The organism is Chryseobacterium taklimakanense, assembly GCF_900187185.1.
In the GTDB taxonomy this organism is placed as follows: domain Bacteria; phylum Bacteroidota; class Bacteroidia; order Flavobacteriales; family Weeksellaceae; genus Planobacterium; species Planobacterium taklimakanense.
In genome coordinates this window covers 378,117-392,121 of record NZ_LT906465.1, presented here as the reverse complement: position 1 = coordinate 392,121, position 14,005 = coordinate 378,117, and the positions used below count along the sequence as shown (strand labels likewise).

General features: G+C 39.7%; 17 protein-coding genes. 13 read left to right on the top strand and 4 right to left on the bottom strand.

The genetic code is table 11. The features are described 5' to 3' along the window. Nucleotides 1-103 precede the first annotated feature (103 nt). Nucleotides 104-1,066: an ISAon1 family transposase gene (locus tag CKV81_RS01935; protein WP_456064381.1), complete on the bottom strand. Its 963-nt coding sequence runs from the start codon at nt 1,064-1,066 to the stop codon at nt 104-106. A gap of 10 nt (nt 1,067-1,076) precedes the next feature. Then, nucleotides 1,077-1,430 (bottom strand): ISAon1 family transposase N-terminal region protein, encoded by a 354-nt coding sequence (locus CKV81_RS01930; RefSeq protein ID WP_095069874.1) that lies wholly within the window; start codon nt 1,428-1,430, stop codon nt 1,077-1,079. 527 nt (nt 1,431-1,957) lie between these two features. On the opposite strand from CKV81_RS01930, the gene CKV81_RS01925 reads away from it, so the two are divergent. The 7 genes from CKV81_RS01925 to CKV81_RS13725 all read left to right on the top strand — a co-directional run bounded on the left by CKV81_RS01925 (nt 1,958) and on the right by CKV81_RS13725 (nt 6,254). Further along, complete coding sequence (locus CKV81_RS01925) at nt 1,958-2,404, top strand: hypothetical protein (protein ID WP_095069872.1); 447 nt, start codon at nt 1,958-1,960, stop codon at nt 2,402-2,404. Nucleotides 2,405-2,724: 320 nt separating this feature from the next. After that, nucleotides 2,725-3,378, top strand: coding sequence for a hypothetical protein (locus tag CKV81_RS01920; protein ID WP_157727343.1), 654 nt, complete (start codon nt 2,725-2,727; stop codon nt 3,376-3,378). Beyond that, nucleotides 3,350-3,595 carry a hypothetical protein gene (locus CKV81_RS01915; protein ID WP_095069869.1) on the top strand — a complete coding sequence of 82 codons (246 nt, stop codon included), beginning with the start codon at nt 3,350-3,352 and terminating at the stop codon, nt 3,593-3,595. The genes CKV81_RS01920 and CKV81_RS01915 overlap by 29 nt, the downstream gene beginning before the upstream one ends. Before the next feature lie 99 nt (nt 3,596-3,694). After that, nucleotides 3,695-4,111: a hypothetical protein gene (locus tag CKV81_RS01910; RefSeq protein WP_157727342.1), complete on the top strand. Its 417-nt coding sequence runs from the start codon at nt 3,695-3,697 to the stop codon at nt 4,109-4,111. Between the two features lie 41 nt (nt 4,112-4,152). Then, a complete protein-coding gene (locus tag CKV81_RS01905) occupies nt 4,153-5,148 on the top strand; it encodes a hypothetical protein (RefSeq protein WP_157727341.1) in 996 nt (331 codons plus the stop codon). Nucleotides 5,149-5,180: 32 nt separating this feature from the next. Further along, nucleotides 5,181-5,894 (top strand): DUF6688 domain-containing protein, encoded by a 714-nt coding sequence (locus tag CKV81_RS01900; protein WP_258454461.1) that lies wholly within the window; start codon nt 5,181-5,183, stop codon nt 5,892-5,894. 69 nt (nt 5,895-5,963) lie between these two features. Beyond that, a complete protein-coding gene (locus CKV81_RS13725) occupies nt 5,964-6,254 on the top strand; it encodes a DUF6688 family protein (protein ID WP_258454460.1) in 291 nt (96 codons plus the stop codon). A gap of 403 nt (nt 6,255-6,657) precedes the next feature. On the opposite strand, the gene CKV81_RS01895 is transcribed toward CKV81_RS13725, so the two are convergent. Continuing rightward, nucleotides 6,658-7,521: an IS3 family transposase gene (locus CKV81_RS01895; protein WP_095069800.1), complete on the bottom strand. Its 864-nt coding sequence runs from the start codon at nt 7,519-7,521 to the stop codon at nt 6,658-6,660. Then, on the bottom strand, nt 7,518-7,790 hold the full coding sequence (locus tag CKV81_RS01890; RefSeq protein WP_095069798.1) for a transposase: 273 nt from the start codon (nt 7,788-7,790) through the stop codon (nt 7,518-7,520). The genes CKV81_RS01895 and CKV81_RS01890 overlap by 4 nt, the downstream gene beginning before the upstream one ends. 132 nt (nt 7,791-7,922) lie before the next feature. On the opposite strand from CKV81_RS01890, the gene CKV81_RS01885 reads away from it, so the two are divergent. The 6 genes from CKV81_RS01885 (at nt 7,923) to CKV81_RS01860 (ending at nt 14,003) form a co-directional block, all read left to right on the top strand. Further along, a complete protein-coding gene (locus CKV81_RS01885) occupies nt 7,923-8,783 on the top strand; it encodes a DUF3828 domain-containing protein (protein WP_309300030.1) in 861 nt (286 codons plus the stop codon). Between the two features lie 183 nt (nt 8,784-8,966). Beyond that, on the top strand, nt 8,967-9,371 hold the full coding sequence (gene tssD / locus CKV81_RS01880; protein ID WP_095069862.1) for a type VI secretion system tube protein TssD: 405 nt from the start codon (nt 8,967-8,969) through the stop codon (nt 9,369-9,371). Between the two features lie 205 nt (nt 9,372-9,576). Further along, the gene (locus CKV81_RS01875; protein WP_095069859.1) at nt 9,577-11,562 is read left to right on the top strand and encodes a type VI secretion system Vgr family protein; all 1,986 of its coding nucleotides are present in this window, start codon (nt 9,577-9,579) and stop codon (nt 11,560-11,562) included. Between the two features lie 9 nt (nt 11,563-11,571). After that, nucleotides 11,572-12,915 carry a zinc metalloprotease gene (locus tag CKV81_RS01870; protein WP_095069856.1) on the top strand — a complete coding sequence of 448 codons (1,344 nt, stop codon included), beginning with the start codon at nt 11,572-11,574 and terminating at the stop codon, nt 12,913-12,915. A gap of 83 nt (nt 12,916-12,998) precedes the next feature. Next, nucleotides 12,999-13,610, top strand: coding sequence for a hypothetical protein (locus tag CKV81_RS01865; protein ID WP_220096591.1), 612 nt, complete (start codon nt 12,999-13,001; stop codon nt 13,608-13,610). Nucleotides 13,611-13,697: 87 nt separating this feature from the next. Then, entirely contained in the window at nt 13,698-14,003 is a 306-nt protein-coding gene (locus CKV81_RS01860) for a hypothetical protein (protein WP_220096590.1), read from the top strand. Nucleotides 14,004-14,005 lie beyond the last annotated feature (2 nt).

Genomic DNA, 14,005 nt, shown 5'->3' with positions numbered 1-14,005 from the left:
AAATCAAAACTTATCAAGAAGCCGTCTCGCAACTGAGGCGGTTTTTTTGTTGTATATTTGTGATAATTTGGGTATATTTGGGATCAGTAACAAAACTTGGGGACTAGGCAAAAATTTTAGATAATCTGAACAAAAAGAAAGCCTTGTCTTTTACACCTCTAAGTTGCATTCTGAAGTTTTTGATTTTTGCGTTGAACGATTCCGCTGCTGCGTTTGTGCTTCTTTGGTCAAAATAGTTTAGGATGTCGCTGTAGTGGTTCATTATCGTCTTGGTGAGTGTGGAGAACGACCTAAACCCGGAGTCTTCCACCTCCTTGAACCAGTGTGCGAGTTTGAGCATGGCGACGGACTTTTGGATATTTTGGCTGTATATCTTCCTGAGCTTGTCAGATAGTTCGTATGCTTTGTGCAGGTCGGGATATTCTGTAAATAAGATACCTGCCCTGGTGCTTTGCGAGCCGGTCCACTTTTCCCTGCTTTTATATAGCAGGTATCTGCTTCTGGCAAGGAGCTGCTTTCTGGTGTCGCCGTTTTCGAAGACTTCGATATCCATCTTCATTTTTTCTTCTTTTGCTTTCTTGATGGCGTCATTTTCTAGCTCGATGGCTTCCCACCGGTGCCGGATCCTTAGTTCCTGGACTGCCTCAATGGCAAGTTTCTGAACGTGGAAGCGGTCGATGACCTGTACCGCATTGGGGAAGCACCTTTTCGCGATGAGTCTCATGGAGCCGGCCATGTCGAGTGTGACCTCCCTGACCTTCTTTCTCAATTTTTTGCTGATTTTTGAGACGCGCTCAATGACTGTCTCGCTCTGCGTTCCCTTTATGATGGCTATTATGCTGTGCCTTCTTCCCTTTGCTTCCTTAGAGGTGATTATTGTGTAGAGCTCGCCGTCGGAGAGCGCCACCTCGTCCAAGGAAAGCGAGGGTGTGCAGTTTTCGGGGAATAATGCCCAGTCTTCGGCATGAGGTTTCTGTTCCCAGTTTCTAAATTCGCTTATGGATTTTTTATATTGTCTTCGGAATTTTTTGCCGTTTACCCCATACATCTCGCCGATGGTCTCCAATGGGAGCGCCTTAGTATCGGCTGATTTTTTTTAAGAACTCCGCAAAATCCTGTGTCATGCGTGTTCCCTTGGCGATCAGGTTCCAATCTCTCTGCAGTATCGCGCCGTTCTTGGTGTCGGTCCACCTCCTCCGGCTGACGTGGAGCTTCACGGGTTTTCCCCGAAGCGGGAAGTCGTCCACGGTAATCTCGGGAAGAAATCCCTTGGATTGGAGAGTTAGCGAGGAAAACTCCTTTGGTCTTGAACTCTTTTCCTCGAAGTAAATGTGCAATAGGCCGTCTATTTCCTCGAATTTGATAATGTCGAAATGCTCAACCAAATATTCCGGTAGCAATAATTTTAGGAATTCAGTATCATTCGCCATGAGGCAAATTTATCAATTTCAAATTTTTCTCCCCAAGTTTTGAGCATGATCCCTTTTTTTTATTTTACAGCCTAAACTGATTAATGCTAAAATAAATACAATTGTTTTTATTTATAACAGCATTTAAAATCAACAATTATGAAAAATTTTTGGTTATATCCGACGCTAGTAAAAATAAAAAACTTTGTCAAAATATCAGTGAAGCTTACTTGCAAAACAAATATCCTTTAAATTCCTAATTTTCATTAATTTAGACGGACTATTTACAATGTCACATATCGCTTCTCTTTTGAAACGTATTAATAGAGAAGAAGATTATTTTGTTCACTAAAAAAGAATGCATTAAAAAAAGAATTAAAAATGCTGATGTTTCTGATGTTTATTTCAGTATTGTTGGTGCTTCCTGTGGCATTTTACTTTTGGGCGGTGCTGCCGGAATTTTTAACCTGCAATGAGAATACGCCGTCCAATCTGGAAGCAGTTGATTTTTGGTGAAATACGGTGCAGTTTGTCGGTGATAATGCAGAGTGGTACGCTGTATTCCACTGCTGATTATACCTTATGTGGTTATTGTCATTTATGAAAATTTCTTCAGAAAAGAAATTCCTGAAACCAATTCTGAACCCGCAAATTTCCAGCTGAAAAATAGGGAAGTAATTGAAATAGATCTGAAAAAAAGTGTCATTGGGATTTCGGAATACAGCGAGGAAATTCCCGGACTTTCTCGTGCGTATGAAGAAATTTTTTCGGTAAAGGACAGCAGCATGCCGAAACCGGTGCTGCAGCACGAATGTGTGGTATATTTAAAAATAAAGATCGGTTCCAAACACTACCGAAGGGCGGAAGTTTTCCCGTTTTCCGAAGAAAATACAAAAATCTGCATCGCAATGAATCCCGTAACAAAAATATATTATTCCAAGGAAGCGCCCGAAAACTTCATCATCGAACTGAGTTTTATCAACCAATACCTGTAACTGTGAAAAACAAATCCTTACCGCTATTTTCGTTTCTTTTTCCTGTCCGGAAGTTAAGATTTTTTTGATGACAAGCTAGGAATTAAATTCCTAATTTTCATTAATTTAGACAGACAAAATCTGCAACTCACAAATTTTTATTTAAAACAAAACCAATGAAGTATTTTACCTGTTTAATCCTGATTTTCTCCCTGTAATGCTGCCACGACAAGAATTCCGAAAAGAAAATTCCGGCGCCCGTTCCTGAGTTTCAGAAGAAAGAAATAAAAAATACAGAATCAGATCAAAAGCAAATTCCATCTAAAAATCCGCGCGACTTGGTGCAGCACCTCTACATTGCGAACGGCGGAACTATCATGTATCTGAAAAATGGGGAAGTAAAAAATCAGGCGAGGTTTGATACAGACGGCGACTTCGTCACCGAAATGATGAAGTTACCGACTTCGGGGAAATTTAAAGATTTTGGCGACTACCTGATTGATGAGACGCAAACAAAGGAATATTTTTTCGATGAACAGGGAAAAATTTACGGCTCGTGGAAAATTTTAAAAGGGAAAAATATCCTGCATCCGCAACAAATAGTTTCTTATGCCGCTCCCAAAAATCCGGACTCGAATAATACGGAGGAAATTTCTAAATCCTGCCTCATTATTCCGATGCCCGAAACCAAGGCGTTCAAAGATGAAAATTCGCCCGAAGCTGACGTATATTTCACTGCGATGGACGATTGGAATTGGTATTCTGCACATCTTCGGGAAGAATTTGAAAAACTCGGCGTGAAAGAACTCAATGTGAAAAAGCCATATCTTTCATTTAAGACAGCAGCGGAAAGAATAATTTTGGATCCACGGAAAAATGTCAATGGCATAAAAGCTTACGCGTTTCTTTACAAAGAAAACAAGCCGCCAATCTGGATTAATTTAATTCCCGACGATAATGATTGGGATGCAATTAAAGACTATCTTAGAGATTAGCATTTATAGACATCTTGCCCTTTACAGGCATGCCGCAATAGTTAAAACTCACGAGCTGAGGGAGCTGAGCAATCTGGAAATCAAATATTTAAAACTGAATTATCAGTTGAGCGACGGCATTACGCTCATGGAAAAACATTTGTCGTGTTTTCATTATTCGCCCGGTGTGAAGGTGGTTCCATGGAAATATGAAAAAATGGATGAATTAGAAGATTAAACGATCGGGAAAACTGGGTGATAAACAATTAAATTCCTCCGGCTTTAAAATTTTTAAACTTGAATCATAACCAAACTGTTTAAAATTATGAAACTAAAAATGTTATTAGTACTGTTGATGCTCGTTTCGATCGCAAAGTTAAGCGCGCAGGAGGTGAAGACATACCTTTACAAAGGCAGCATTGATAAGTTTCCGGTGACGCTTTATCTTCACAAAGAAGTTTCCGGTTGCGGACCGGTTTTTTATAAAGGAATGTACAAATATGATAAGCTGAGCAAATGGCTTTATCTGGAAATTTCGGATGATGAACAAAGCCGGCTTGTGATGGTGGAAGGCGGTATAACGGGGATTTTAAGCCTTAAAAAGTCGGGCGATACGCTGCAGGGATTCTGGATTTCGCCGGACGGCAGCAGAAAACTGACCGTGCAGCTGAAAGAAACGCCAACCACCAACAAAATGATGGAATCATATGACAGAAAATATGAGGATTTGAATTATGAAATGAATGACTGCTGATCCTGTTTTGCATTTTCGATATAAAAACACACCAAATGATTATGAAAAATATTCTGTTAGCGCTTCTGCTGATATTTTCATGTTCCTGCAAAGAAAAAGCAGTAAACCAGCAACTTACGGAAAAGTTAGGAGCCAGGAAAAAAGTAGTTCAAACGAAAGTTCCGGACAGCATTGCTGAAAAAAGTATTTTTCTGACGAAAACAAAAGAGGGCTATTTCCGGATTTTTGTTCAGTCGAATAAGTTTGAAGGGAAATATTTTTATTCCGATACGGTAAATATTCTTAAAGCCGAAAATTTTGTCCTGGAAAATGACAGGCTGAAAACCGTAAAATCTGCAACGCTGTACAGCGACCATTGGGATTATCTGCATATTGATTCTGCCAATATTTATACTAAAAAGCCATTTCTTTTTATTTCTGCGACAAGCGAATTTCAGGGTACTGCGGTGCCGGGAACCAATGTGTATTTTTGGATGGTGAATACGGAAAACGTTTCGGAAAATTATAAGCTTTTGTATTCCGGCTATACCAGTCCGGTTTGTAAGGGCTGCATTAAAGGTGATTTTGAAGAAAATAAATCGTTAAAAAACAATCCTAAAATCCGAAATGCTCTGTATGAATTTGCGGGTAAATCGAAACTGATTTTTCATCCTTCAAAATCTGAAAAAAGCACTGCGAATTACAAAAATTTTGAAGAAAAATGGGCAGCAGACAACCATGCGGAAACCCATTGGGGCGCAGGTTACGAAGGAGAGATGGATGAGGTAATATCAACCTATTATAAGGAAAATCTTTTTGAGATTTCCGGCGGAACTGAAACCCGCATAGAAAATGAAAGATATGTGATTGCCAGTTATTTTCGCGGAAATTTGATTGGCTACGACAAAATGAAACAGCGGTATTTTCCGATCATAGTGGAATCCTGTGCCGATTTCTGCAACAAAGAAGTAGAATTTGTGAATGACCACACGATAAGAATTACTTATGAAGACGGCAATCCATGGAATTTAGACTTATCGAAAATAAAATTTGATTAGAAAGTCTGTACTTATTTTTTTGAATATTGAGTATGATATTACTTCTCTTCATCGTGATCCTGTTGTTTTTGCTCTTCGCAGCAATTGTTTTCCATAAAAAAGATAAACCGTGGCTGGAAATTCTGTTGTTTGTGTTATACTTTTTTTCAATTCTGATGTTTTCATTCGGATTGGCTTGGCATAAATACGATTATACTGTGGCGATAGATCCTGTTGATGACTGCTATACGCCATTCAGCCGAACGCATTCGCTGACGTTACTAATGTATTTTATATTGTACCATGTTTCGCTGGGAATGATATGGATTCGCGGACGGAAACTTCCTCCGCTTCTGTTGGTGCTCTTCCTTATTTTTATCATCATTGGTCTTGGGATCAATTTTGCCAATATTGTCCAGTTTTCCGTTCATAAAGATGTTCCTTATGAATTCCACTCCGCGCGCGACGATGTTTGGATCTTGTTTTTTCCTGCCACCATTTTCAGTATTATTATTGCTTTTTTGATGATTTCAAAAATAATCAGGGAAGAAAAGGATCTCTCCGAAGAGCGGCATTTCCGTAATCGTTTTCTGGAAAAATGCAACCGGTTTTTGTCTGAGAAATATTCGCCGCTGTCGTGGGCGTTTATATTTTTATTACCGGTTTTTGTTGTGGTCACGATTATTCTGATTCTTCTTGGGCAGGATTACGGTTCGCTTGTAAAGGTGTACACGGAAACCACGACCTGGGTGTTTTCGCAGAAATAGCATCCGCCACCGCTCGATCATCGCGGCCATTATCTTTGTACCGTTTCGGCTTGCGGAACTCCCCGAATAGTGAAACCGATACTGATTGGCAAACGCCATGGCAGAGCTATCATTGTGAACCGCCAACTGCAGATTGCCAACGCTTTTGAAGAAATGATCAGCGATGTTTCGCCCAAAATTCACAGCGTTATACGCAGAAATTACGACAGATACGGCTACAATCTTTCGCTGAAAATTAATACGGAAAAACGAAGCAACCTGACTTATCTCCTGATAAAACATTTGGAATGGCTCTTTCTGCTTTTTCTTTATCTATGCTGCGAAAAACCAGAAAAGAAGATTAAAAACCAGTATGTTTAAGTTTTATAAAAGTGAAGTTCTCTAAAGTTAATTTAAAAATACTTTTATAACTATGAAAATCACAAAAGATGAATGACACAAAAGATCATCAAGTTCAAATAGAGCTTTTTTACACTTAAAAAACAGTAACGGCAATAATCTTTTGTGTCTTTTGTGGTTGAATTATATAATCAACAATTTCAATATGAAAAAACTCCTGCTTCTAAGCGTCCTGTTTTTGTGGTGTTGCGAAAAAACAGATAAAACTATAGTTCCCCCCAAAGTTTGGACAGCAAATCTTAAAAGTTAAGTTTGATTTTGTGTGTTTTTGAAGGTAGCAGTTTTGCATATTTCCACATAGGAAAAATCCTTTCAAAGATTTTTCCGTGTAGTGTGGGAATGTGTAAAACTGCGTGAACTTTCATTATGCTGCTTTTTTCTCCTTTTGGTTAAACATTTGTGCAGGAACTTCGTAACCTAAGCTTTGGTGTCTCCTGCTGTGGTTGTAGTAGGCAAAATACTTGTTCAAACCAATATAGCACTCTTTTCCGTCTTGATAGGCATAAAGATAAACATTTTCATATTTTACGCTTCGCCAGAGCCTCTCGACAAAGATATTGTCCAGTGCCCGGCCTTTGCCATCCATACTCTGGCGGATGGTTTTGTGGGATTTCACATATTCGGTAAACAAGTCTGAAGTGAACTGGCTTCCCTGATCGGTATTAATGATTTCAGGCTTTCCGTAGGTTTCGATGGCTTCATCCAGAACATCGCGGCACCACTCCGCGGTCATCGTGTTGCTCAGGCTCCAGCCCACCACATAGCGGCTGTAGAGATCGATGATGGCAACAAGATACAGGTATCCGCCCCTTACCGGGATATAGGTGATGTCCATCGCCCAAACCTGGTTGGGATGGGTTATGGGCAGGTTCTTCAGCAAATACGGAAAAATTTTATGCTTTTTTCCCTTCCCTTTTTTGCTGGTGCTGGGTCCGGGAGCAGAAGCGCTGATGCCCATCAGTCGGTAAAGCCGCTCCACACGCTTTTTATTGACTAAAAGCCCACAATCTTTATTGAGCCACTGCACCATTCTGGGAACGCCCTTCCAGGGATGTTCCATAAACTCCCTGTCTATCATCTCCATCAGCTTCAGGTTCAAATCGCTCTCCGGAACTTTTTTGTAATAATGGCTGCTGCGAGAGATCTGTAAAAGTTCGCACTGCTTCTTTACGCTGATTTTTTCCCCCTTGCCGATGTGTGTTTTTCTTTCCGAGACACTCTGCTTCATGACAAGGCTTTTTTTAAAAAATCAATCTCCATTTTCTGCTGGCCGATCACTTTGTAAAGCGATTCTACATCTTCTTTTTTCTCTTCTGAAGCCTTCTCCTTACCGAAAATCTCCGCTCCGTTCTTGAGGAACTCCTTTTTCCAGGTTGTAATCTGATTGGGATGCAAATCGTGCTTTTTGGCAAGTTCGTGCAGTGGAAGACGCTCCGACAAGGCTTCTACGACAACCTTGAACTTAAACTGCGAATTGAATTTTCTTCTCTGTGACATATTGTAAATTTAATAGGTTTTTTCCAACTAAACTTACTGTCCCATTTTCGGGGGGAACTATAAACAAATTCGGTAGCTCAAAATTCAACAGTAGAAAAAGTCTCGAAGCCAAAATCTGAAGATCATTCTCAAATTATTTATGATTTTTACAAAGAATATTTTGCAAATGGTAAAAATTCAGAACAAATACTTGAGAAATACACCACCAAACAGTTGCGGCAAATTCTGAACGCTTACACTTCTGATGGCGAGAATCTTGTACTGGATTATGATCCGTTTATCGATGGGCAGGATTATGATGAAGAAACTTTAATTAAAACTTTAAAAGTAAAACCATTAGGCGGAAATCTGTATCAGGCAGATTTCTGCCTGTTTCCCGATAAAAATTCCCACGACAATCACCGAACAGTCACTTACAAACTGGTTCCCGAAGACGGTAAAATGAAAATCGCAGAAATTCCTAGTGATGCTGTTCTGAAAGATCTAAAATATATCGATAATAATCCGCAGAATAATCGAGCTGCTATAGCCGCAGCCATAAGATTTGGCAAATGGTATCTTCATAACCGCAGTAATTTTTTTGATACCGTGCGCGGCGGAGTGTCGGAACCTTCTGAAAATCCTGCAAATTATTACGTAGATTTTGCCAAGGTCGATAAAGAAATCGCTTTCCTTCGCCGCATCAATTTGTTTACCGAAAACTTTCTTAAGAATTATTATGAAAACTATAAAATCGGCGAAGAAAATTTCAGGAAACACCCTACCAATGATGGTACGCCGGAAGGTTTTGATGCTGATTACTTTTTCAGGACACAGGAAGATTTTGAACCTGACTTAAAAAAAATTGACAAAATTCAATTTCAGGCAATACCTTTTAACAATAACCAAATTTTTCTGAAATTCCGTTTGCCAACGACAGGAATCGATTATCTGTGGACGATGAAAAACGAAAACGGCTGGAAAATTGATCAGGTCAACAGGGAAGATAATTGAGAAAATAACCTTAGGACAAAAATTTTTTGCAGCGGTATTTTTCCCGTTTTAAGATAAAAGTGAAAATCGTAGAATTACTACACTTTTCAAAATAAACAGTTTTTGATGCTTTGTTGTTGTTTTGTGGCTATATATTTGGAGTATCAAAATCAAACAAATCACTAACCCAAAAATTTTCACATCATGGCAAACAATGCAAGAGCCGTCCTAAAATTCAACGGCGGAACAGAACAAAAAGTAATGAAGCTGAACTACAGCGTATCGAGAAACACAGACGTATCCGGGAGAGTAGCTTCGGATCCTTCCAACGCGCTGATCAAAATCTCTGTGGAGGCTACAGAAGATTCAGGAATCCTGGAAAGCCTTCTGAACGGCAAATACAAGCCAACAACCGGTGAAGTAACCTTCAACAAGTCCCACGAAGAGGGAACGCTTACTACCCTGAAGTGGAACAACGGCTACGTAATCAACCACGAAGTAGAATACGACGCCCTGAACAACGACAACATGTTCATCACCTTTGTTGTAAGCGCAGAACTTATCGATTACGGTAATGCTTCTTACGATGGAATCTGGCCAGTAAAATAGTCTGAATTTTTCATCTTGAAATCATCTTGATGAGGGGCTTGCAGGTCAGGTTCCCTCATCGGGGTTTTAGCTTATAAGACAGAAATTTATTTTTTCAAATCCTTTTAAGGCATGCTTAAAAAAATCAAGTTTATTTTGATTATGAAAGAGTTACCCCTTTTTATATAGATTTTTTTTCTATATTTAATACACAAAAACACAAAATATGGCTTCCCCGATAAAAAATGGAGCCCGCCCTGTCTTTAAGGCAGACCGGAGCTCGAAATCCATCTCAGACAGTCAGATATTCGGCATCAACAGGCTGGTGAAATTAAATATTGTGATTGAGGGCAGGGTGATATCCCACTTCAAACAGTTCTCGCTTTCCCAGCACTGCGCCACGCACCACCGCTTCGATCTTGTGCTGGACCACGACACGCTGGGAAGCGCCGAAAACCACACGCTGCAAAACTCGAACGACTTTCTGGGTAAGAGGATTACCGTAGTACAGAGTTATAAAGGGATCAGCGACAGCCCGGAGCGCACCTTTGTCGGGGTTATCACCAAGGTTGGATACGTTCAGGAAAAAGGAAATCTTGGCAACATCGTGCTTTCAGGATACAGCCCTACCGTTTTATTAGACGGCGCCCCCAATATCCAGAGCTTCGGCGGCGAGCAGCCGGTAAACATGAGCATTATTGCAGACCAAGTAATAAGGCAGGGAATTGATACCTCCAAATATGATGTCCGCATCGATGCTAACGACTACTCCGAAATTCCCTACTCCGCCCAGTACAACGAGACCCACTACAACTACCTCGCCAGAATGGCGGAAGCTTACGGCGAGCAGTTCTATTACGATGGCGAAGTGCTCCACTTCGGTACGCTGCCTCCACAGAACGAACCCCTGGAACTGATTTACGCCAGCAATGTGAGCGACATCCGTGTAGAGATGAACGCTGTACACACCAAACCGGAATTCTATGGGTACAACAGCAGCCAGAACGCTCCACTTACTTCGGGAGAGACCCCTGTAAGGCATGTGGGCGATTTGGCAAAGACAGCCTACAGCCATAATAAAAATATCTACAAGACCAGAGCACTACAGGTCGCGCCCATTAAGGCACAGACCGACAAGGATGTGGTAAACTCCCAAAAAAGCACGGCAGGAAGTGCGGGCGTAGAAGTCTTCACCGTGAGCGGCAACACTTCCATACCATTCCTTTATCCGGGGTGCGTGGCAGATCTGCAGATGCGCAAGCCGGACAGCAACGAGACCTCCTATTTTACCAAAATTATGGTTATTGATGCCACCCACGATGTGGATGCCATAGGGAACTACAAGGGAACCTTTAAAGCGATTGCTTCCGACACCGGTTTTATCCCAAGGCCGGAATTTACGGTTCCGGTTGCACAACCACAGATTGCCACCGTAGTAAGCAACAGCGATCCGAAGGGACAGGGCTGCGTAACAGTGCGTTTCGACTGGCAGCTGCACGACACTACGAACTTCATCCGCATGATGGCTCCCGACGCCGGCGGTACCGATCAGGTAACCCAAAACCGAGGATACGTAGCTATCCCCGAGGTCGGCGACCAGGTAATGGTGGGCTTCCAGTTCAACCATCCGGACCGACCGTTCGTGATGGGCGGGATGTTCCATGGCGGAACGGCGCTGGGTGGGGGAAGCAACAACTCCGTGAAGTCTATTATGACCAGAAGCGGCCACAAAATTATTTTTACCGAGGACGAAAGCATTATCATCACGGACAAATCTGGCAACGAGATACATCTGGATACTACGGGAAGCAACATCAATATAACCGCTCCAGAGACGATGACCTTAAACTGCAAGAATATGTTCATCAATGTGGGTGAGAATATGTCCACATCTGTTGGGCATAACCAAAGCAACAACGTAGGGCAAAACCGTGATGAAAGCATCGGAATGAACAGCAGCCAAAGCATCGGGATGAACTCCACGCAAAGTGTAGGCGCCATGAAGATGACATCGGTGGTAGGCGATGCAAGTGTCTTCATTACCGGAAAACTGACGGAGATGATTGAGGGGGATGTGCATAGTGAAACGAAACAGGGAAAAACAGTTGTGAATAGTGAAAGTGGAGTTGAAACAAGTTCAGGATCTACAATTTTTCAACATGCAAAGACTGAGGTTCAGAATAACAGCGGAGAAAAAAGTAAAAATTACTAAGGTTAAAAGATGAGCAGAACTAGAATAATCAAAGGAAAGCTAACCGAGATAGTTGCAAAAGATTACAGTATTTTTTCTGAAAGTAATATTGTTTATAATGCGACGGAAACCATAAATGCAAAAGGCGAAGAAAAAGGAGTTAGTTATGGATCTCCCAAAAGCCCTCCTGCTCCGGTCACAAAAGCAAAATGCGCAATACATTTTAGACCTGATAATAAATACAAAGACAATCCTTCATTTGGATTTGATTGGATAAAAATATCGGATACTGGGTATCCTGGCGATGTTTGGTATTTAAATCATATTGGTAAATATCGTGATGCCTCTGACTTATCAAAATTGCGACAAATTTATCACAAGCAAAATCCAGGAGTATTTCGAAAAGATTTAAATGAATATAATAAAATTTGCAATACTTTCGAAAAGCTAGTACTAGAGGCAAAGAGGGCTGCTGGTAGCAGTAATTATATTTACTATGTGCCTAAAATGACGCTGAGAAAAAATACTGAAGCGAATTTAATTTTAAAAATTAAAATTGATCAATCACCTAAAGAACTAAAGTTTCACTATGACAAAGCTCTATTTGAAATTAGTGATTATAAGAACGATGAAATTCAAAATAAAGCTAAAGGTAATAGAACAATACCAATTAAAATTAAATGCAAAAGTGTTTTTAATGTTAAAAAGGATATTACAATATTAGCTGACCAACAAGTTTGCGGTAAAATAAATATTTTACCAAATAATTTTTCTTATAATATAAAAGTTGTTTTTGTATCCATTACGACAAAACTTGAAGGTAAACCAAAGGTTGGAAAAGTAAATAGTAATGAAAAAGTAAAACTCCAACAAGTGCTTTCACACTCTTATGTAAAAGCTACTATAGAAGAGGAAAATTTGGATTTATCAGGTTTTTTCATTTCTAATTGGTTCAATTGGTGGTACACACAAAATGGGCAAATCAAGACTCATGAGCTACATAAATATTTAAATGATAAAATCCACTCAAAAAACAGCAAGTACACGGAATATTATAAAATTTATGTTTTCGGTGACACTTCAGATGGACTGAATGGCATTGCAGAAGATGTGGGTCATGTTAAAAGTGCAATCGTTTTTCCAGGTAGATTAACTAGTGACCCAAGCATGGGAACTTCCGTTCACGAAATCCTACATGCTATTGGCTTGCATCATACATTTGATAATAATTCAAAATATACATTTGAGAGAGCCGTGCTTGACAATGTTATGGATTATTCACATTGGAATAGTATTAACAGAATTTCTACAACTCATTGGCAATGGAAAATAATTCAAAGTAATCTGAATAGCCACAAAACAGCAGTAAAATAATGAATAAAATAACCTTACTAATCATATTTTTTTGTCTTCTCAATTGCAGCGGACAGGATAAAAAAGATATAAACAGCAAAACAATGACAACAGAAAGTTTCGATATTATTAAATTTGATAAAGACCGTTCAACGGTTTTTGAAGGTGAAATTATAACTTCTAATTCTGTAACGGATACGATAAAAGAAGGGGTAAGAACAAGAACAATATATGACGAAGGATATCTTGAATACATAGAGATTAACAATTCTTTCTTTGGAATATATAAAGAATATTATAAAAATGGGAACATAAAAAAACTATGGACTAAAGACTTAGTTGAGTATGTAAAGGGTTACGCTCCTTGGGGAAAAGAATATCAATACGATATAAGTGGTAAATTGAGTAAAGAGATTAATTATGAAAGTCTGTATCAGAATGTGAAAGTTAACCCTGAAATTCTTTTTGTAATTTTAAACGATGAAAACATATTTGAAAAGAATAATCCTGCAAAATATAGGCTTTCAATCTGGTTTCATGATGAAAAAGTAAAGTCCGAAGAAAAGATTTGGAATAGGCTAAAATATAATGATGGAGATAATCCTTTTTGGGAAATTGTAAGAGATTATCGCCAGCATGATGAGGAACCAGTTATTGAAAAGGTGTTTAAAATTGATGCCAAATCAGGAGAAATACAGGAAGTAAAAGGAAGATAAAACATTAGCTTTTTTTATTTTTACATCACCGCGCCGGAAACCATGACGCTTAACTGCAGGAACATGAATATTAATGTGGGTGAGAATATGACTACGAGCGTAGGGATGAACAGCAGTGAGACCATTGGCATGAACAGTTCACAATCAATCGGAATGAATGCTACCCAAAGCATCGGTGCCATGAAGATAACTTCTGTACTGGGAGATGCGAGTGTGTTTATCACCGGAAAACTGATGGAGATGATTGAGGGAGATGTTGAAACTGAGGTAAAAAAAGGGAAAACGGTTTTTAATGGAGAAGGCGGATTGGAAACCAATTGCCTTGGATCTATCCTCCGCTTCGCCGAAAAAGAAATAAGACATAATAGTCAAGAAAAAAGCAAAAATCATTGATT